The sequence below is a fragment of the Photobacterium sp. SP02 genome (assembly GCF_038519165.1).
GTDB classification, from domain to species: domain Bacteria; phylum Pseudomonadota; class Gammaproteobacteria; order Enterobacterales; family Vibrionaceae; genus Photobacterium; species Photobacterium halotolerans.
In genome coordinates, this window is the sequence record NZ_JASJOJ010000023.1 from 1 (window position 1) to 19,744 (window position 19,744).

Annotated in this window: 15 protein-coding genes and 1 pseudogene; 9 read left to right on the forward strand and 7 right to left on the reverse strand. The window is 47.4% G+C overall.

From position 1 onward, the window contains the following. Positions 1 to 146: 146 nt before the first annotated feature. From hemB to malK, 3 genes are all read right to left on the reverse strand, one after another. Positions 147 to 1,136: a porphobilinogen synthase gene (hemB, locus tag P0Y67_RS11650; protein WP_342391991.1), complete on the reverse strand. Its 990-nt coding sequence runs from the start codon at positions 1,134 to 1,136 to the stop codon at positions 147 to 149. 395 nt (positions 1,137 to 1,531) lie between these two features. Continuing rightward, on the reverse strand, positions 1,532 to 1,717 hold the full coding sequence (locus tag P0Y67_RS11655) for a hypothetical protein (RefSeq protein WP_337110914.1): 186 nt from the start codon (positions 1,715 to 1,717) through the stop codon (positions 1,532 to 1,534). Between the two features lie 252 nt (positions 1,718 to 1,969). After that, positions 1,970 to 3,079, reverse strand: coding sequence for a maltose/maltodextrin ABC transporter ATP-binding protein MalK (gene malK, locus P0Y67_RS11660; RefSeq protein ID WP_342391992.1), 1,110 nt, complete (start codon positions 3,077 to 3,079; stop codon positions 1,970 to 1,972). Between the two features lie 602 nt (positions 3,080 to 3,681). Here malK and malE point away from each other — a divergent pair. The 4 genes and pseudogenes from malE (at position 3,682) to P0Y67_RS11680 (ending at position 7,742) form a co-directional block, all read left to right on the forward strand. After that, entirely contained in the window at positions 3,682 to 4,863 is a 1,182-nt protein-coding gene (gene malE / locus P0Y67_RS11665) for a maltose/maltodextrin ABC transporter substrate-binding protein MalE (protein WP_342391993.1), read from the forward strand. A 148-nt stretch (positions 4,864 to 5,011) separates the two neighbouring features. Further along, positions 5,012 to 6,511 (forward strand): annotated as a pseudogene (gene malF, locus P0Y67_RS11670) (maltose ABC transporter permease MalF); the annotation flags it as partial. Positions 6,512 to 6,522: 11 nt separating this feature from the next. Next, positions 6,523 to 7,413 (forward strand): maltose ABC transporter permease MalG, encoded by an 891-nt coding sequence (gene malG / locus P0Y67_RS11675; RefSeq protein WP_337110917.1) that lies wholly within the window; start codon positions 6,523 to 6,525, stop codon positions 7,411 to 7,413. 152 nt (positions 7,414 to 7,565) lie between these two features. Further along, on the forward strand, positions 7,566 to 7,742 hold the full coding sequence (locus P0Y67_RS11680; RefSeq protein WP_342391994.1) for a hypothetical protein: 177 nt from the start codon (positions 7,566 to 7,568) through the stop codon (positions 7,740 to 7,742). A gap of 19 nt (positions 7,743 to 7,761) precedes the next feature. Here P0Y67_RS11680 and P0Y67_RS11685 read toward each other — a convergent pair whose 3' ends face one another. The 3 genes from P0Y67_RS11685 to P0Y67_RS11695 form a co-directional block, all read right to left on the reverse strand. After that, a complete protein-coding gene (locus P0Y67_RS11685; protein WP_342391995.1) occupies positions 7,762 to 8,961 on the reverse strand; it encodes a GGDEF domain-containing protein in 1,200 nt (399 codons plus the stop codon). Positions 8,962 to 9,146: 185 nt separating this feature from the next. Further along, entirely contained in the window at positions 9,147 to 9,692 is a 546-nt protein-coding gene (locus P0Y67_RS11690) for a DUF1415 domain-containing protein (protein WP_342391996.1), read from the reverse strand. Between the two features lie 81 nt (positions 9,693 to 9,773). Continuing rightward, positions 9,774 to 11,783 (reverse strand): exoribonuclease II, encoded by a 2,010-nt coding sequence (locus P0Y67_RS11695; protein ID WP_342391997.1) that lies wholly within the window; start codon positions 11,781 to 11,783, stop codon positions 9,774 to 9,776. Between the two features lie 411 nt (positions 11,784 to 12,194). Between P0Y67_RS11695 and P0Y67_RS11700 the strand changes: the two genes are divergently transcribed. Beyond that, positions 12,195 to 13,883 (forward strand): sensor domain-containing diguanylate cyclase, encoded by a 1,689-nt coding sequence (locus tag P0Y67_RS11700; RefSeq protein WP_342391998.1) that lies wholly within the window; start codon positions 12,195 to 12,197, stop codon positions 13,881 to 13,883. A gap of 214 nt (positions 13,884 to 14,097) precedes the next feature. Then, positions 14,098 to 15,987, forward strand: coding sequence for a DEAD/DEAH box helicase (locus P0Y67_RS11705; RefSeq protein ID WP_337110924.1), 1,890 nt, complete (start codon positions 14,098 to 14,100; stop codon positions 15,985 to 15,987). Positions 15,988 to 16,086: 99 nt separating this feature from the next. Here P0Y67_RS11705 and P0Y67_RS11710 read toward each other — a convergent pair whose 3' ends face one another. Then, entirely contained in the window at positions 16,087 to 17,043 is a 957-nt protein-coding gene (locus tag P0Y67_RS11710; RefSeq protein ID WP_342391999.1) for a LysR family transcriptional regulator, read from the reverse strand. Between the two features lie 397 nt (positions 17,044 to 17,440). Between P0Y67_RS11710 and fabG the strand changes: the two genes are divergently transcribed. The 3 genes from fabG (at position 17,441) to P0Y67_RS11725 (ending at position 19,729) form a co-directional block, all read left to right on the forward strand. Further along, entirely contained in the window at positions 17,441 to 18,175 is a 735-nt protein-coding gene (gene fabG, locus P0Y67_RS11715; protein WP_342392000.1) for a 3-oxoacyl-ACP reductase FabG, read from the forward strand. Positions 18,176 to 18,398: 223 nt separating this feature from the next. Continuing rightward, positions 18,399 to 18,638 (forward strand): hypothetical protein, encoded by a 240-nt coding sequence (locus P0Y67_RS11720; protein ID WP_155804819.1) that lies wholly within the window; start codon positions 18,399 to 18,401, stop codon positions 18,636 to 18,638. A 155-nt stretch (positions 18,639 to 18,793) separates the two neighbouring features. After that, complete coding sequence (locus tag P0Y67_RS11725; RefSeq protein ID WP_342392001.1) at positions 18,794 to 19,729, forward strand: DUF4382 domain-containing protein; 936 nt, start codon at positions 18,794 to 18,796, stop codon at positions 19,727 to 19,729. The last annotated feature ends 15 nt before the right edge of the window (positions 19,730 to 19,744 follow it).

The window sequence follows — 19,744 nt, forward strand, 5'->3', positions numbered from 1 at the left end:
CCGGTATAGGTCTTGCGGGTCTTTTTGGTTGTCATATTCACCTCGATAAGTCATTTTACTCACTTAACGCGGTGTCCAAAAGTATTGGATCAGATCAGGGTGCTTTTTACAGAAGTAAGAACCGAAGTCATCTGGTCACGCTTTGACTAGTGACTGACATCGTTATCCTCCTGTAACCATTGAGCGACGCGTCTGGCAAAGTAAGTCACCACGATATCCGCACCAGCACGTTTGAAACCGAGCATGGTTTCCATAACTGACTGCCGTTCATCGACAAGACCAGCCTCTATCGCATGTTGCAGAATCGCGTACTCTCCGCTGACTTGATAGACGGCAACGGGCAGGTTGGTGTTTTCACGGATGCGATGAACAATATCAAGATAGGGTGTGCCGGGTTTGACCATTAAGATATCGGCACCTTCTTGTTCATCCATTGAAGCTTCAATCAGTGCTTCCCTACCGTTTGTCGGATTGGCCTGATAGGTTTTACGATCGCCTGATAATTCACAATCCACTGCTTGGCGAAATGGGCCGTAAAATGCAGAAGCGTATTTCATTGAATGAGCCAAAATGCCGACATGATGGTAACCGGCCTGATCGAGAGCCTGACGAATCGCCTGTGTCTGGCCATCCATCATGGTTGAAGGAGTCAGTATGTCAGCTCCGGCTTTTGCTGCGGTCACAGCTTGCTTGGCTAAATTTTCTAATGTGGCATCGTTATCGACATCGTCTCGGTGAATCACACCACAGTGGCCGTGTGTGGTGTATTCACAAAAACAGATATCGGGGATCACAACAATGTCTGGGCATGCCTGCTTTATCGCCCGTATCATACGTGCCAGTAAGCCATGCTCATCCCAAGTATCAGAGCCTTGGCTGTCTTTTGTATGCGATATGCCAAATGGCATCACGTAACGGATGCCGAGCTCGTACAACTCACGAACTTCCTGTGCCACATTCTGCTCTGCATAGCGTACTAACCCCGGCAGCGCATCAATAGGCTTATTGGTTGTGATCTGCTCTTCGATAAAAAGAGGCTGAATTAAATCCTGAATACCGATCTGGTGTTCCTGAACGAGTTTTCGAAGATGAGGACTCGCTCTGAGGCGTCGTTGTCGACGGCGCATTGTTGTCATTATGATCGACCTTTTATTGTTCGTTTGAATGCATTGTTATGTTTTGAGGGCGAGATGTATTTCGCAAATCGGACACTTTTTTATTCAAATCGGACATGGGTGCCACCGCCTTTGAGTGACTTACTCGGCGGTAAAATGACTGTTAAGCGCGTCAGTGAAAATACGTCTGTAAGTGATACGATGTTTACGATTTTGAAGGCGGTTAGCCGATGGACTGCAATTAAAGTGTCATGAACTAGGTGATTGGGCGGTTGCTGGAAATCGGGGACTGGTTGGTGTGTTTGACATCTTTCCCGCCAATTCAGCCCCGCCAATTCCAGAAATGCTGGCGATTCCCGGTGATAATTCGCCCGGCCATAATCAGGCCGGGCTGAGGAATATCTTACTGGTGGTAATTACTCTCCATCATCGGGATAGAAGCGACCTTCCGGGGTGTAAGGTTCTTTATCATCCACAATACTGCGCTGGCCACGAATTTCTTTCAGTTGGTGTTCAAGCATTCTTACCTGCTGATAATCTCCCTCCTGATAGGCGGCTGTGAGGCGTAGTTCAATGTCTTCAATGCGTTCTCGGATACTCATTGTGACCTCCGGCTCAATCGCTGTGACACAGTGCCAGTCAGTGTCTTCCTGACACGTTCCACTAACAAGCATACTGTAAAATCTGCCACCTGTTTATTTCTATCTTGTATAGATTTGCTGCGTATTAGAAGTATGAGAAATAAAGAAACCGGGAAGCATGACTGGCTTCCCGGTGCTTAGCGGTGAAAATGGTGTGGATTCAGTTTTATAGCCAAAGTGAAGGCAGATGAACTGATGCTGGACGGATTGAGATTACACGCCAAATTCCTGGAAGAGTCTGCGGCATGCCTTGCCGTCGCGATGGAACAGGTGGCAGCGATGCGCCGGAATACCAACTTTGAGCACCTGGCCTGCATCGACATCCAGTATGTCAGGCTGGCGGTAAACGAAATCGGCATCAACCCCTTTCAGGTTCAGATACACCTGAGTTTCGTTGCCCAGCTTTTCGACCACCTGAATATCACCCTCGACTGTGGCATCCCCTTCATCACCAGAAAGCAGGTGTTCAGGACGAATGCCCAGTGACATACGATCCCCGCGGGTGACAGTGGTGCCATCGACTGGAATCCAGAATGTGGTGCCGTTCGCCAGTTGAACCATCACACGTTCTTTTTCAACCTGCTCGACAAACACGCTGATGAAATTCATTTTCGGTGAACCAATGAAGCCGGCAACAAAGCGGTTCTCAGGGTAATGATATAACTCAAGCGGTTTACCCACCTGAGAGACGAAACCGCCGTCTAGCACTACAATTTTGTCTGCCATTGTCATGGCTTCAACCTGATCATGGGTCACATAGATCATGGTGCAGCCCAGTTGCTTATGCAGTTTGGCGATTTCAATCCGCATTTGCACACGAAGGGATGCATCCAGGTTGGACAAAGGTTCATCCAGCAGGAAAACATTGGGTTGCGCGACCAGAGTACGGCCAATTGCGACACGCTGGCGCTGTCCGCCAGACAAAGACTTGGGCTTGCGCTCCAAAAGGTGGCCTAACTGAAGAATGTCGGCGGCGTTTTCTACCCGCTTACGAATTTCTGCTTTATCGGCTTTCGCCAGTTTCATTCCGAACGACATATTGTCGAACAGGTTCAGGTGCGGATAAAGCGCATAAGACTGAAAGACCATACCCACACCGCGCTGGGCAGGTGGGATATCATTCATACGCTGTTCACCTATGTATAAATCACCGGAGGTAATGTCTTCCAGGCCAGCAATACAGCGCAACAGAGTGGATTTACCGCAGCCCGATGGCCCGACAAACACCACAAATTCTCCTTCAGCGATATCCAGATTGACGTTTTTTGAAATCAGGTTATCGCCATAAGCTTTACTAACATTGCGTAAAGTGACACTCGCCATCTGGCTTCCCTCTATGTTTTGTCTCTGGCCCGCACTATGGTAGATGTCATTATGCGTGCCAGTAAAGTCGGTGTAGAAAAAACAGGGTAGCGCCCAAAGTACAGCGGCATTGGAGTGGCTGCTACCCGTAAACTGCGAAAATGACTTCCCCAACATTCTCGCAGGTGTGACGATGCCAAGTGGTGGACATCAATGTTGCTTCATACAGCAACAGTCAACAATAAAAAGACAGTTTACCGTTGAACACGCTCAAGCCTTGCTGAGGTTGATGCTATTGTGCGGAAAATGCCTTAGTACAACATCCTCCCTGAACTATTCTTCTCAGGGGGATGAGCGGGGGAGGAGTATTCAGATCACATTTTCTCAGGCGACATGCTGCCTGTTGAAATCATTGCAAGTAGTATGTGCTCTCTGTCACGAATGATCGTTGTTTTTTGAACTTGGTCACCCCCGTAAATGATAAGGATCACGATTTCCGCTCTGCGTTATGGGGGGCGTAGCGCCTGGGATGATGCTTCATAGGAATGGCTGATAGATGATAGAGGCTGGAAAATGTGTTGCCGATTGAAAACGCAACGATAACCATCTGGAAGGATATAACAATGAAGAAAGTCCTCAGTACTGTCGCACTCTGTACCCTTGCCGCACTCAGTTCTGTTTCAGCGCACGCTGCCATTGAAGAAGGTCAGATCACTATTTGGATTAATGGTGATAAAGGCTATACCGGCCTGGCCGAAGTGGGTAAAAAGTTTGAAGCTGACACGGGCATCAAAGTCACGGTTGAGCATCCTGATAAGCTGGAGGAGAAATTTCCTCAGCTGGCATCAACCGGTGACGGTCCGGATATCGTACTCTGGGCGCACGACCGTTTTGGTGGCTACGCTCAGGCAGGCCTGCTGGCAGAGGTGAAACCTTCTGATGCCTACCGTAGCAAGTTTGCTGATTTTACCTGGGATGCCGTGTCGTACAACGGTAAATACGTAGGTTATCCGGTTGCGGTAGAAGCATTGTCATTGATTTATAACAAAGATTTGCTGCCTGAACCGCCGAAGAACTGGGAAGACGTGGTTGCCCTGGATGCTGAGCTGAAAAAGCAAGGTAAACGCGCCATCATGTGGAACCTGCAAGAACCCTTCTTTACCTGGCCCCTGCTTGCAGCTGACGGCGGCTATGCCTTTAAATTCACCGCTTCCGGCTATGACGCGAAAGATGTTGGCGTAAACAACGAGGGCGCAAAGCGCTCAATGAGCTTTGTGAAAAGCCTGGTTGATAAAGGTGTGATTGCCCCTGACGTTGATTATGCCATCGCTGAGGCTGGCTTTAACAAAGGCGATGTGGCTATGACAATCAATGGCCCCTGGTCTTGGGCGAACATTGATAAAGCAGGCATTAATTATGGCGTGGCCATGCTGCCTAAACTGAATGGCAATCCGTCCAAGCCATTTGTTGGCGTACTGACTGCAGGTATCAGCTCTGCTTCGCCAAACAAAGATCTGGCTGTTGAGTTTATTGAAAACTATCTTCTGACTAACGACGGCCTGCGTACTGTCAACAATGACACGCCGCTGGGTGCGGTTGCGTTGAATTCGTTTCAGGAAGAGCTGAGTTCGGATGCCCGTATTTCCGCGACTATGGGGAATGCGATGAACGGTGAAGTCATGCCGAATATCCCTCAGATGTCTTCTTTCTGGTATGCAGAGAAAGCAGCGATTAACAATGTGGTTAACGGGCGTCAGTCTGTTGAAGACGCATTAAATACTGTTGCTGATCGAATGACCAAGTAAACTTACCTATCGGAGCAAGCACCTGCTTGCTCCTTCCTCAGACGTACTGCGAGGAACGCTGATGCCGTCTCATCATGTTGCCGAACTGGCCCTTGACGCTACCGATATGACAATGAACTCAAAAAACAAACCTGCCCTGCGAACCTGGCTCAAGTGGGCCGCGCTGGGCGGAGTGAGCGCCATTAACGGTTATGCCACCATACTTATGTATGCACGTGCTGAATATGCGTTTGCATTATTAACCCTTATTCTGACAGCTCTGGGCGTTTATGTGTTTGCCCGCAAGAGCACTTATGCGCATCGCTATATTTATCCGGGTGTCGCCGGGATGATTCTGTTTATCATCTTTCCTCTCGTGTATACCGTTGGCCTCTCATTCACAAACTACAGCGGGAGTAACCAACTCAGCTTTCAGCGCGCCCAGTCAGTATTAATGGAACAGTCCTTTCAGACAGGTGAAAGCTATAGCTTTTCTCTGTATGGCGAGGAGGGGCGCTACCAGTTAGCACTCAATACTCAGGATGGCTGGTATCTGAGTGAACCCATTGACCTGAAGGCATTGCCTGAATCGCTAAGCCTGTCGCTGTCCCAGCAGCCGTCGACAGATGCGGCGCCACTAAAAACAGTGATTCAGAACCGTCAGCAGCTGAGCGCTCTGGTCGTCAGCTTGCCAAACGGCGATAACCTGACAATGTCGGGATTGCGTAAGTTTGCCGCCAGCCAGTCACTTTTTGCACTGCAAGGCGATGGCGAAACGCTGATCAATCAACAGACCAAGCAGGTGTACAAACCCAATTGGGAGACGGGTTATTATCAGGAAGTCAACGAGGCAGGGCAGTTTATCGGCGAGTCAATGTCGCCGGGCTTTATCGTCAACAGCGGCTGGGATAACTTCACCCGGATATTTACCGATCCCGGCATTCAGGGGCCGTTTGTCAGCATCTTTATCTGGACCATAGTATTCTCGGCCCTGACGGTTGTGTTCACGCTGGCCGTTGGTGTCGTACTGGCGCAGGTGGTGTCCTGGGAGGCATTGAAAGGACGTGCTCTTTACCGCGTGCTGCTTATTTTGCCTTATGCCGTACCTGCCTTTATTTCGATTCTTATATTCAAGGGCCTGTTTAATCAAAGTTTTGGCGAAATTAATCAGGTACTGCAAGGTCTGTTTGGCTTGAGTCCGTCATGGTTCACCGATCCGTTTCTGGCCAAAACCATGATTCTGATTGTGAACACCTGGCTGGGATACCCTTATATGATGATTCTGGCAATGGGCCTGCTGAAAGCCATTCCTGATGATTTGTATGAAGCTTCCGCCATGGACGGTGCGGGCCCGTTGGATAACTTCTTCCGCATTACGCTGCCTATGCTGGTAAAACCTATGGTGCCACTCTTGATTGCCAGTTTTGCCTTTAACTTTAATAACTTTGTATTGATTCAGCTGCTGACAAACGGCGCCCCGGATATGCTTGGCACCAGCGTGCCTGCCGGTCATACGGATCTTCTGGTGAGTTATACCTATCGTATTGCTTTTGAAGGTGCGGGCGGACAGGATTTTGGTTTGGCAGGGGCGATTGCCACATTGATATTCTTGCTGGTAGGCGGTTTGTCGTTACTGAATATGAAATTCACAAAACTGGATGCTGAGTAAGGGGAAGACTCATGGCGATGGTACAACCAAAATCTTTGAAATATCGCGTTTGGGCGACTCATATAGCAATGTGGTGCTTTCTGGCGCTGATCATGTTGCCGCTGTTGATGGTGGTCGCTATTTCCTTCCGTGAAGGGAATTATGCCTCTGGTGAACTGATCCCAAGCGACCCGTCGCTGGAGCACTGGAAACTGGCGTTAGGGATTGCGGTCGAACATGCCGATGGCAGTAAAACATTGCCGCCGTTTCCGGTACTGACCTGGCTTTGGAATTCTGTGAAAGTTGCCGGGCTCACTGCCATCGGAATTGTGGCATTGTCCACAACTTGCGCTTACGCTTTTGCCAGAATGCGCTTTGCCGGTAAAAGCCAAATTCTGCGTGCTATGCTGATATTACAGATGTTTCCGCCAGTTTTGGCATTGGTAGCACTGTATGCATTGTTCGACCGCCTGGGCGCCTATGTTCCGTTTCTTGGCATGAATACTCACGGCGGTGTGATCTTTGCTTACATGGGAGGTATTGCGCTGCACGTGTGGACAATTAAAGGGTATTTCGAATCCATCGACAATTCACTGGAAGAAGCTGCCGCCTTAGATGGGGCGAGTCCGTGGCAGGCGTTCAGGCTGGTTTTGCTGCCGTTATCTGTACCTATCCTGTCTGTAGTGTTTATTCTTTCGTTTATTGCCGCTGTAACCGAAGTTCCTGTTGCATCCTTGTTATTACGTGATGTAAATTCCTACACATTAGCTGTTGGAATGCAGCAATATTTGTATCCGCAAAATTATCTATGGGGTGATTTCGCAGCCGCTGCTGTGTTGTCCGCATTACCGATTACTCTGGTATTTTTGCTGGCTCAGAAATTTCTTGTCGGTGGTCTGACTGCCGGAGGAGTAAAAGGATAATTATAAACAGGCCTGCTTTCACTTAGGTGCAGGCCACTCCCGAGATGAATACTTAGCTTTGGTTTGGCCGCCGATCTGTTAAGTCACTTCTCTCACATTATTGGCGTTGCTGCATAGCTGGACCTTCTCTCTGTTTATTAACAGACAGTGGTTTGATTGGTAACCATAGCCCGGTGTTTTCACTGGGCTTTTTATTTGCCACTCCTAAACCATCGCCTATGGTGGTGGTGATTATTGGTTCGTTGATCAAAGCATTTACTTTATTCTCGTTTCCCTGTACCAGAAAAGCACAAAAGCCTTATCAGGCTGATAAGGCTTTTGTGCTTTAAACTGCGAATAGTATGCGTGTTACACAACTTGATTGCGGCCGTTTTGCTTCGCTTTATACAGCGCTTTGTCTGCCACTTTCAAAACGTTGGCGGTTCTGGAGTCTTCCAGGCTGTCGGCGACACCGATACTGACGGTAATTTGTACCACTTCGGATTGCTTGCTCTTCCCGCGTTTACGCTTGCCGTCTTCATCATCAGAAGGCCGTTTTTCGAAATCTCTGATGTGCATAGGGTAGCTTGCAATGGCTTCGCGTAATTCTTCAAGAGCATCAAGACACTGATTTTTGGTCTTTCCCTTAATCAAGATGGTGAACTCTTCGCCACCATAACGATAAACATCCGCTTTGATATTGATATTAAGGAGTAGCTGGGCAACTAAACGCAGTACATCATCACCCGTCTTATGGCCGAATTTGTCATTGAATTTCTTGAAATGGTCGACATCCAGCATTGCCAGTGTGTATGTGCGGCCAAGGTGTTTTAACTCAGTTTCCATTGCCCGGCGTCCGGGTATGCCGGTTAGCGGATCTATGAAAGCCAATTCATGCGAACAGGAAATCAGATTCAGCAAAAGCAGGCTGGAAGCGGCTGTAAAGGCAATACTGGAAATATAGGGTTGCTGGAACTGAAATAGCGTTAGCCCGGTAAACAACAGACAGATGAAGGTTGCCTGATCATAGCCTTGATTTCTTTTCAGAATAATAGAAGCGCTGGCACAAACCAGAGCCACAATCATTGTAATCAAGAGCAAAGGCAACGGCGAATACTCACCTAAGGTATAAAAATACATCTGCCAGGTGGCGTTATAACGTTCAGGATTTACGTGGTTTATCAGTAACCAGCCCCAGCAAAGCTGCAGGCCCAGCACGCTAAGGTAGATCAAACCAAAGCGCGAGAAAAGCCGCCTTTCAGGAATGAAGTGAAGTTGGAACAGGTTAAGCGGCAGCAGTACTGCCAGTAAAATATACGTCAGCCCGGTTTGCGACTGAGAAAGTGGTGCCTGCAGGTTTTGCTGGATCAGATAGTAGGCAAGCAGCATCAGCATCGCACTGATCCCAGTCTTACTTTGATTGAATGGCTGACACAGCATCATTACCAAACTCAACAGTATGTAGGGAAGCAGTAGTAAAACATCAACGTGCTGCGACATGATAGCAACGATGTCGCTATGAGCCGCAAAAGTGCCTGCCACAAGGACCAAAGGCAGAGCGAAACGCATTTTGGCGTTTCTAAATACTGAAAATGAGAGTGTATGCATTACAATATTCCCTATCAAGGAGATATCATAGCTAACTTAATGCTTAATCCCAACACATTTGAATGCTTACACTCGATAAGGTTGGTCAATGAGTTCTTTTGATTCATAGGTTAGAAGTATGAAATTGATAAGCCCTTGGTTGTCATTTAGGGTTTGCTAAATAAAAACGGGAAAAGACGACGAATGTCTTTTTCAGATAATGCATTCATTTTTTCAATATTGCGCTCAGGTATTCCTTCAGGATCAGGATAGTGAGCCAGCACTTTTTCCATACTATCTTCACGAATCAGGTGGAAGATGGGGTATGGTGCCCGGTTTGTCAGATTTTCAGCATCATCTGGCTTAGTCCCGTAAAAATAGTAATCTGGGTGAAAACTGGCTACCTGATAGATACCATCCCGGTCGCACTGTCTAATCAAGGCATCCACCATATCAAGAAACTGATTGTACTCGTCAAAATCCTGTAAAACGTTAGGACATACGACAAGGCTTGTATCAAGATCACACACTGGTGTCTCATCTAAACGTATTAATTCCTGATAGATATTTTCCATCAGTGTTTCCAGAGAATCCGTCTCATAAATTGCAATACGAATTTGTCCCTTTCTGCGTGGTTTTGCAGCAAACGGGCACAGATTCAAACCAATGACGACATTATCAAGCCATTGTTCAACGTTTTGGAGATACGACATGGAATACCAGAGTGTATGTATGACTATTCAGATTGGAGAGTGAAACCAGGTTGGAGAGCTCCAACCTGGTTCTTGGGATTATCACGCTTTTTCGGTTTCAGCCTGATTTTCTTCGGGTTCCTGAGCGTTAATTTCAGGGAATTGCTTAACAGGTTTGGCAACCAATTGACGTGTTGTCTCACGCACTTCTGTCAGGACAATGTCGAAGTGATCACCCAGCTGGAACTCGCGTACTTTATCGATATTAATGATGCCCAGATCACCGTTACATTCGATACGTTGCTTATTGTCCAGAATCAGTGGCGCAGGAATAAAGGCCGAAGCACCGTTTTCAAGCAAGCGAACACGCATGCCGGCACGGTTGATGTCGAACACTTCCGCGGTAAAGACGGTACCTTCCTGAACGGCGTCTTTGAGCAGGCGAACATACAGCCAGTCAGCCACATCACGTTCAGCCATGCGGTGATTACGGCGATGTGTCGCAATTTCCTCACCAATATTGTCATCTGGCGTTTGTGCAGGTGCATTGCCGGAAATAACTGCTTTCAGCATCCGGTGGTTGATCATATCGCCATATTTACGAATCGGAGATGTCCAGGTTGCGTAGACATCCAGGCCCATTGCAAAATGCGGTGCAGGCGTGTTGCCCACTTCACTGTAGGCCTGGAATTTGCGCAGTCGGTTATCCAGATAAGTGGTATCAAGCGTGTTCAGCCAACGGCGAAGGGCGCTAAAGCCTTCCAGCGTCAACAACTGCTCTTTTTCGAACGGTGCTTCTGCAGTGGTCAGGAAGTCCATGGCGGTATCAAGCTTTTCAGGATTGAAGCCGGCATGAGTGTTGTAAACACCTTTGCCGAATTTTTCCTGAAGCATACGTCCGGCACAGATATTCGCGGTGATCATGGCTTCTTCGATCATTCGGTTCGCAGTGCGACGAGGATCGGTATGTATTGCGATCACATCGTTGTCTTCGCTCAATTCGAAGCGGTAGTCCGGACGATCCGGGAACACCACGGCGTTTTTGCTGCGCCATTCGCTACGGGCATTGGCAAAAGCCTGCAGGGCTCGTACCTGCTCATCGATAACTGCAGAAGGAGACCAGTTTGCTGAGCTGCCATTTTCCAGATAGTCGGAGACATCATCGTAGCTTAAACGGCCTTGCGAACGGATCCATGCCGCAAAGAAAGTAATGTCGTCGCCAATCACACCGTCTTTATCAACCGTTACACGGCAACATAGGGCAGGGCGTTTTTCATTCTCCATCAGAGAACAAAGCTCATCACTCAACTCGCGCGGCAACATGGGGATGTTGCGGCCTGGCAGGTAGATTGTGAAGCCGCGTTCGCGAGCTTCCTTATCCATCTCATTGCCAACTTCGATGTAAGACGTCGGATCGGCAATCGCTATGGTGATCTCGAAGCTGCCATCTTCTTTCGCTACGGTATAAATGGCATCATCCATGTCTTTGGTTGATTCGCCATCAATCGTAATGAAAGGAATCTCAGTCAGGTCTTCACGTGTCAGGCCTTCGTCAAGCATGTTCCAGCTCTCTTGCGGAGCAGGTTCGGCATTAGGAAGATCATGGCGTGCCAGCGTGACCCACCAAGGGGCAATTTTATCTTCGCTATCAGTAATCTTTTCTTTGATTTCACAGAAAAAAGTCTTGTTATCGCCAACAAGAGGGTGGCGAGTCAGATGAGCGACAACCCAGTCACCTTCTTTCAGGGTTTCAGGGTTTAATCCCTTGACTGTGCGGGCTTTGATGGCTTCTTTCAGCTGTGGATGATCCGGAACAACATTCAGGCGATCTTTGAACAGTTTGACGCGGCCGATAAAGCGAGTCATGAACTGTTCAACCAATTCTTGCGGCTCAGCAACTTCACGCTCTTTTTCTGTACGAATAACAGCAACAACACGATCGCCGTGCATTACCTTTTTCATATAGTTAGGTGGAATGAAGATACTTTCTTTTCCATCGACTTCCAGAAAACCAAAACCGCGGTCAGTGGCTTTGATTTGGCCTTCCTTCTTAGGAAGCGATTCTTGAATTTGTTTTTTCAGTTGTGCTAAAAGCGGATTATCTTGAAACATTATGCCTGGTCCCGGATTATGAACCGTCACACTATACGTATTAACAGGCTCAAAACCAAGGGTAATCCGACTTTTCCGGCTTTCGCTGCCATGAAGGGCAGTCAGTGCTGTTGATAAAGCTATTCATCTGGCAGGAATTCTGGTTATCAGGATGCGGACAATCATTTGCCGGAAAAATGTCAGAACGGCTTAATATACAATGATATATGTATCAATAGCTAAGTGAGCTTTTCTGGCGGCATAACGGACATTAATTGTTCATATTAATGATTGGTCACAAATGTTGCAGAAAGTTATCCTTCAATTTTCGAAGTGTGCACCTGAGGTCGTTATTATTTTCAATCTGGAGTATTTTGTACTCTGTTCTACCCACGATGAAGTGATAAGACAGATAATCGCGTAAGGAAAAGCATGCCGTTTAAACTCAACGATGAGTTGGATAAACTCGTTGATACGCTTGCCCGTCAGGCAAACATGGAGCGTTGGTGCCATCGTTTGCTTTCAACGCTGCATCATATGCTGGATTTAACCTATCTGACATTGCTTGTTGAGCATGAAGGCCAATCGAAAGTGCTAGCAAGCTGGATGGGTAATGAAGAGTTTAAGTACTACCTGCATCCTTTACCCTTGTCGAATTACAATGGTGTGCCGTCAGATTTACTTTTAGAATCCAAACAATCCCGTAAGAGCGTTTCTGCACAGTCTGCGACACCGTTCAAAGCCATCTGGAAAGATCAGTCAGATGATTGGCGCCGAGTGATTTTTCCGATCATTATGCACGAGAAAATCGTTGCCTATTTATACGCAGAAACGCCAATCCCAGAACGTCTGGATGACAACCTGAAAGCTTTCGAGCGAGTGCTGTTATTGATAGCGTCTGATATCAGCGTACACATGCTGCGAGAAGAAGCACTGACGCATAATATCAGCCGGCGCAGTGTTGAGGCAGAACTGGAAGTTCGCAACTACTCGCTCAGAGAATACTTGTCTTTATTAAAGCAATTACATGAAGTCACGCTGGCACTTGCAGAATCCAACGATCTGGATTGTTTGTACAGAACCGCTATAGAGCTGGGCCGGCAAAAGCTGGGCATTGACCGGCTAGCTATCTTTCTGACCGATATGCAGCAGTACACCATGCAGGGGACGTACGGCACTGATCCTCAGGGCAACGTTGTGTCGCGCCGCACTTTTGTTAACGATATTCCCGATCATCCGCTGGTCCATGAAGCACTCAGTCGCAAAGATGTGGTCGTCGTTAAGGAAAATGCGCCTCTTTATTATGGTACGCAGCAGGTAGGTACAGGCTGGAATGCCATGATATCCATGTGGAACAGTGACAACTGTATTGGCTGGATTGCAGCAGATAACCTGATCAGCCAGCGAAGCCTGACTGATCACCAGAAAGAAATCATGAAATTATTTGGCGCGGCGCTGGGCCAGCAAATCGTGATTAAGCAAAGTCATGAAGCATTGACCAGGCTGAATGCTGAACTTGAACAGCGCGTGCATTTACGCACCCAGGAATTACAGCAGACCAACAAGGCATTAGAAGACGCTAACCGGCGCCTGGAGGCCTGGTCCATGCAGGATGGTCTGACCGGTGTGGCGAACAGGCGCTTTTTTGATTTGACGTTGAAGCGATACTGGCAAGTGGCCAAACGCAGAAAGTTACCGCTGAGCATTATTATTCTGGATGTGGATCATTTTAAGTCCTTTAATGATACCTATGGGCACCAAAGAGGTGATGTATGCCTTAAGCAGGTCGCGGTGACATTAGACAATATAGCGAACCGGCATGAGAAAGCGGTATTCAGCCGTTATGGCGGCGAAGAGTTTGTTTGCCTTGTACCGGAAATGGATGCTGAGGCGCTCAGGCTGCTGGCAGAGGAGATGCTTGAGGCCGTCAATCAGTTAAAGATCCCGCATTCTGGTACGCGTCAAGGGGTTATCAGTATCAGCATGGGTCTGTATTCCAGAGTGCCGGCGGAAGACATACAGGAAGAGGTGCTGTTAGCCGGTGCTGATCAGGGGTTATATCTCGCAAAACAAGGTGGCAGGAATCAATATTTTCAATGGGATGAGAATCAGTATGCCTAGAAAACTTGTCAGAGTGTACATATCGCAAGCTGTTTGAATAATAAATAATTGCTTAAGTTATAATTTGTGACAGCAATCAATTTTTTCTGGTAATTTCGACTTGAATAGCGCACAATGCGCGCCTTAGTCGAGGCCCATGCTTGTGGATACAGTTGCTGAACCGTGTTAAAGGCAAAGGGGCCCCGTTTACGTTCGATTACCTATTGGGATCCCAATGCAAGAATCTGTTACAGAATTTCGCCAGTTAGAACTGGCCGACACTCTTTTATCCGCACTTGATGCGATGGGCTTCGTGGCACCTACTCCAATTCAGGCTGCTTCCATTCCACTTCTTTTAACCGGTACCGATGCGCTGGGTCAAGCTCAGACTGGTACAGGTAAAACGGCTGCATTCTCTCTGCCTCTGCTGAACAAAATTAACCTGAAGCAACATAAGCCTCAGGCAATTGTTATGGCGCCTACTCGTGAGCTGGCTATTCAGGTTGCTGCTGAAATTAAGAACCTGGGTAAAAATATCCAGGGTCTGAAAGTATTAGAAATTTACGGCGGTGCGTCTATCGTCGATCAAATGCGTGTGCTTAAGACTGGCGCTCACATTGTTGTGGGTACCCCAGGTCGTGTGAAAGACCTGATCAGCCGTGATCGCCTGCACCTGGATGAAGTCCATACTTTCATTCTGGATGAAGCCGATGAAATGCTGAAAATGGGTTTCGTTGACGACGTTACCTGGATTCTGGAGCAAGCGCCAGAGTCAGCACAACGCGTACTTTTCTCTGCAACTATGCCACCTATGGTGAAGGAAATCGTTGACCGATTCCTGCGCGATCCTGCACGCATTGATGTTGCCGGTGAAAACCGTACCGTAGCGAAAGTAGAACAGCAATTCTGGGTCGTAAAAGGCGTAGAGAAAGACGAAGCTATGATTCGTATGCTGGAAACTGAAGAAACCGATGCATCAATCGTTTTCGTCCGTACCCGTCAGGATACTGAGCGACTGGCTGATTGGCTGTCTTCCCGTGGCTTTAAAGCAGCGGCACTTCACGGTGATATTCCTCAGTCTCTGCGTGAGCGTACGGTTGATCACATCAAACGTGGCGTTATCGATATTCTGGTTGCTACCGACGTTGTTGCACGTGGTCTTGATGTACCACGTATTACGCACGTATTTAACTACGACATCCCGTTCGATGTTGAATCTTATATCCACCGTATTGGCCGTACTGGCCGTGCCGGACGTAAAGGTAAAGCGATTCTTCTGGTTCGCACCAACCAGATCCGCATGCTGCGTACCATTGAGCGTGTAACCAAATCCCGTATGGAAGAGATTCAGCTTCCTATGCGTGATGACGTGGCTCTGGCGCGTTTGGATCGTCTGGGTAAAGAGCTGGAAGAGCAGAAAGAAAGCGCCAGCCTGGAAGCATTTGTTGAGCTGGTTGAGAAACTGCAAGGTTCAGTGGATGTTGATGCGACCACGTTGGCAGCCATTTTGCTGAAACGTCAGCAAGGTAATCGTCCTTTGTTCTACAAAGGTCCGGACCCTATGATTGCTGCGATTGAGCGTGAGAAGCAACGTCGTGATCGTCGTGGTGACCGCCCGGAACGTGGTGAGCGTGGCGAGCGCAGTGAACGAGGCGAGCGTCGTGAGCGCCGTCAGTCCAACAATGCCGATTGGGATACTTACCAGTTGCAAGTTGGCCGTGAGCAAGGTGTTCAGGTTAAAGATATCGTTGGTGCTATCGCGAACGAGCTGGGTCTGAGCAAAGACTATATCGGTGCTATCAAACTGGCTCCTGAGCATACTTATGTTCAGTTACCTAAGAAGATGACCCCGGAGATCATTGCTCAACTGAAGAAACTGCGTATTCGTCAGAATGACGTGAAAGCCGTGGTTGTTGAAGACAATGTTCTTCGTGAACACCGTCGTGGCGGCCGTGATGGCGCACCACGTGATGGTGCACCGCGCGGTGGACGTGATGGAAACCGTGGCCGTCGTGAAGGCGAGCGCCGTTTTGATCGCAACCGTGGTGGCGACCATCGTGGCAGCTTCCGTGGCGAGCGTAACCACGCTCCGCGTCAGGAACGCAGTAAGCCAAGCGCTGAATAATTTCTGACTGAAATGTCATGAAAGAAAAACCGGGGGTTCCCCGGTTTTTTTATGCCTGAAATTCACCGAAAACACCATGACAGAAGATCTATGGCAGATTTAGATTGTTACTCGTATTTTGATTGGGTCGGGCAATCCCAGGGATTTTTTATTTATTTTGTCCATTTCCTCAACGCGCTCAATTAAATAGTCTTTAAAATTGACACAACGTACAGGCATATACTTACGGGGTTTAAAATAAAGGTTAAGTTCAAACTGGCTGCTGACATAATTTTTGAGAACAGCTTGAAGCCGCCCGTTATTTAATTCTTCACTGACCAGGCTGTAGGGCAGATAAGCGATACCCCCTCCGGCAAGCGCAATATTCTTCAGTATTTCACTGTCGTCAGCTTCAACGGTTCGGGCTATTTCTACTGAGTTGTACTCACCATGTTGCTCAAATATCCATTTATTGCCTCCGACCAGTGTCGTGGCGTAAAGACAAAAATGCTGCTTTAACTGTTCGGGCAGGCGCGGCTCACCGTACTGTGCGATATATTTGGGCGAACAGCAGGCGATAAGTGGTTCACGGATGAGCGATCGTTTAACCAGCAAACTGTCTTTATCCTGAAAACCTCTGTAGGTTGCGTTTGCACGGATAGCAAAGTCAACCTCATGAACATGATCGACTTCAAACGCTGTTTCAAGAACAACAAAATTAATAGACGGATGGAGCTGGACATATTCACCAATAATCTGGCTAAGGTAATGCTTAGCAAACAAAGGCGTGCTGGCTATGCGTATCTGGCCTTTATCTTCATTACTCAGATTCTGAACTTCATTGAATACATCATTAATCTCACCGTTTATCAGGTTAAACCTGTCATACAAACGCTGTCCTGCCTGGGTCGGTGATATTTTCCGCGTCGTCCTTTTTAACAGGCTGACCCCCATGCTTTCTTCCAGCTCATTGAGCCAGCGGCTGCCGGCAGACGCAGAAATCCCGTATTGCTTTGCAGCTTCACTTAACGAGCCATGTCGCACTACGTGTAGAAAAAAAACTACTTTATCAAGCATGTCTGCATCTGATCCTTGCGCACTTCCCTGATACATTTATAGCAAACGCCGTCTTCATTACCAGTGAAGAGTTCATGACGAGGGAGTGATAACGACTAATTCTCTGTTTTATATGAAATAGTACAGGATGCTCAGGGGAGAAATGCGATGTGTGTAATTTAATGTCATATTGGTAACAAACTGTCTTGATAAAGTTGATGATTATCGCTGCGGTATTCAGCAGGGCGATTTGATTAATAGATTCATTAGAGTGGTCGCAAAGGTGAATTGCAGCATTGAGGGTAATCTTTTGATTTGTTTCATCTAAAATCAACATGATGGAAGTGAGCGGTGAAGCAGTGTGCCCGCACTGGATTCGATTTTCGCTTCAGTTTTTTGAACTAAGAGGGAATTAAGTATGTTGAACAATAAAGTTTGCATTGTTACGGGAGGCGCACAAGGTATAGGCCGTTGTATTGTCGAGACCTTTGCCAACCAGCAGGCTGAAATTGTCTATGCCTGTGATATGAATGCAGCAGCAATGGCTGAACTGGAGAAAACTTACAAAAATGTAAAAGCCATTGAGCTGAATGTCTGTGACCGGGAGTCGGTAAGTCGCTTTGTTGACAACATTGTAAAAGATTATGGTCGTGTAGATGTGCTGGTAAATAATGCGGGGATCACCAGAGATAACCTGATTGAGAAAATGACGGAAAATGAGTGGGATATGGTATTGGACGTGAACCTGAAAGGGGTGTTCAACATGACGCAGGCAGTGGCACCTGTCATGATGGCGTCCGGCGCAGGCTCAATCATTACCATGTCATCTGTGGTAGGTACCGATGGCAATATTGGACAAAGCAATTATGCCGCCACTAAAGGCGGAGTGATTGCGATGACCAAGGGCTGGGCTAAGGAATTTTCACGAAAAGGGGCTCAGGTGCGCGCTAACTGTATCGCTCCTGGCTTTGTGGAAACGCCGCTGACCGTTAACCTGCCTGAAAAAATTCTGGAGTATATGAAGTCGAAAACGCCATTGCAGCGTATGGGTAAGCCAGAAGATATTGCAAACGGTGCATTGTTTTTAGCCAGTGATAATTCCGCGTTTATCACGGGGCAGACACTGAAAATTGATGGTGGCCTTGTCATTTAATTCTCAGGATTCTGCCGTTGCTTTGTTCACAGAAGCCTTGAGAAATCGAGGCTTTTTTGTTTTTAAGTCTTTCAAGTGAGATCTCAGTCCAAGGATGTATTTCTGGTCATTTGTCCTAATAATTATGCCACTATGAGTGAATGTAAATGTGTATAAATCATCTTTAAATATTCCGTATAACACCGTATTATTCCGGTCGTTGGCATATTTTTGAGGTGAGTGAGTGCTTTTTGGTTATATTGCACCAAGTTTGCTGCTTATCGTTGTAGGGTGTTTGTTCACGCTTGCAATGGCATTGCATAAGCAATGGTTGTGGTTGACTCGTCTCTCGCTGATTGGTTTGCTGCTGGCAGCCGCGATGGTCGTTAAGTATCAGTATCAGGATCTGCAATCAGTAGGTTCCTGTCTTCATCGCCTTGAAAATCCTCGTTCTGTGCAGCATGGCTGCATACGGATGGATTGATCCCGAAATAAATAAGAAGCTTGTTTTTCATCGTCTTATGCTCTGAGGGCATTTCTCTGCTCGCCATTGTCATCTTGTTGTTAACTTTCGTTGCTGATAATGCTTTGACTGCAATAACTCGTTAAGCTTGCTCAAAAAGCGAGTGGAGCAGCCAAATGAAAAAATTAATGATAGCCGCTACGGTAAGTATGCTGTTGGCAGGTTGTGGCTCAGATTCAGATGACCAGTCGACGGGAAAACTTTCCCTGGCTATGTCTGACGCCCCGGTTGATGGTTTACAGCAAGTCTGTGTAGCATTTGACAATATTACGGTTCATCACACAGGGGGCAGCGAAGCGTCTTGGGGAACAACGTCTTTTGCCGCTGATCAAAGCTCAGCATCGTGCGTGCCAGATGGACTTTCTATTCCTGAAGATGCGAACGGGAATCCTGAGTTCATGGTGATTGACCTGCTGGATTACCAAGGTGCAAATGCCCTTCAGGTGCTGAGCGATGAAGTATTACTTGCCGGTCAATATACTCAGATGCGACTCTCTGTACTGGAAAAGGGTACATATACTGACGGCACACCTTATTCGCATGTTGTTACTGAAAGTGATGCTGTGGAAGGTATTCGTGTCCCGAGCGGTGAACTGAAACTTGATGGATTTACTGTCGAGGCTGATTCAACCCAAGCTTATACCATTGAGTTTGATTTACGCAAAAGTATGGTACTTAATGCCAACGGCTACCAGTTGAAACCCCGTGGTGTCCGTGTGGTTGATAATACAGCAGTCGCTGCCATTGGCGGCACGGTTGACGCATCGCTGTGTAGTGGCGACTTGTCTGATGCATTTGTCTATGCGTATTCACTAGCCATTGGCGGTCAATTTGGTGATTTAGGTTCTGATAATGAACCTTTGGCATCGGCAGCTGTTGATCCTGTCACTGGTCAGTATGAGATTGGTTACTTGCCATTAGATACTTATGACCTGAACCTGGTTTGTAACGGTAATGAAGATGACCCGGAGCAAGCCGGTGATACCCTGATTATTGATACCACACTGCTGGACCAAATACTTGGCACCGATGGTTTGACCGTGAATTTCTAATCGGCCGACTCAAGA

Bases quoted from the DNA above. Each gene is read 5' to 3' on its own strand.
- hemB (WP_342391991.1), bottom strand. From the start codon at position 1,136: ATGACAACAATGCGCCGTCGACAACGACGCCTCAGAGCGAGTCCTCAT.
- P0Y67_RS11655 (WP_337110914.1), bottom strand. From the start codon at position 1,717: ATGAGTATCCGAGAACGCATTGAAGACATTGAACTACGCCTCACAGCC.
- malK (WP_342391992.1), bottom strand. From the start codon at position 3,079: ATGGCGAGTGTCACTTTACGCAATGTTAGTAAAGCTTATGGCGATAAC.
- malE (WP_342391993.1), top strand. From the start codon at position 3,682: ATGAAGAAAGTCCTCAGTACTGTCGCACTCTGTACCCTTGCCGCACTC.
- malG (WP_337110917.1), top strand. From the start codon at position 6,523: ATGGCGATGGTACAACCAAAATCTTTGAAATATCGCGTTTGGGCGACT.
- P0Y67_RS11685 (WP_342391995.1), bottom strand. From the start codon at position 8,961: ATGCGTTTCGCTCTGCCTTTGGTCCTTGTGGCAGGCACTTTTGCGGCT.
- P0Y67_RS11690 (WP_342391996.1), bottom strand. From the start codon at position 9,692: ATGTCGTATCTCCAAAACGTTGAACAATGGCTTGATAATGTCGTCATT.
- P0Y67_RS11695 (WP_342391997.1), bottom strand. From the start codon at position 11,783: ATGTTTCAAGATAATCCGCTTTTAGCACAACTGAAAAAACAAATTCAA.
- P0Y67_RS11700 (WP_342391998.1), top strand. From the start codon at position 12,195: ATGCCGTTTAAACTCAACGATGAGTTGGATAAACTCGTTGATACGCTT.
- P0Y67_RS11705 (WP_337110924.1), top strand. From the start codon at position 14,098: ATGCAAGAATCTGTTACAGAATTTCGCCAGTTAGAACTGGCCGACACT.
- P0Y67_RS11710 (WP_342391999.1), bottom strand. From the start codon at position 17,043: ATGCTTGATAAAGTAGTTTTTTTTCTACACGTAGTGCGACATGGCTCG.
- fabG (WP_342392000.1), top strand. From the start codon at position 17,441: ATGTTGAACAATAAAGTTTGCATTGTTACGGGAGGCGCACAAGGTATA.
- P0Y67_RS11725 (WP_342392001.1), top strand. From the start codon at position 18,794: ATGAAAAAATTAATGATAGCCGCTACGGTAAGTATGCTGTTGGCAGGT.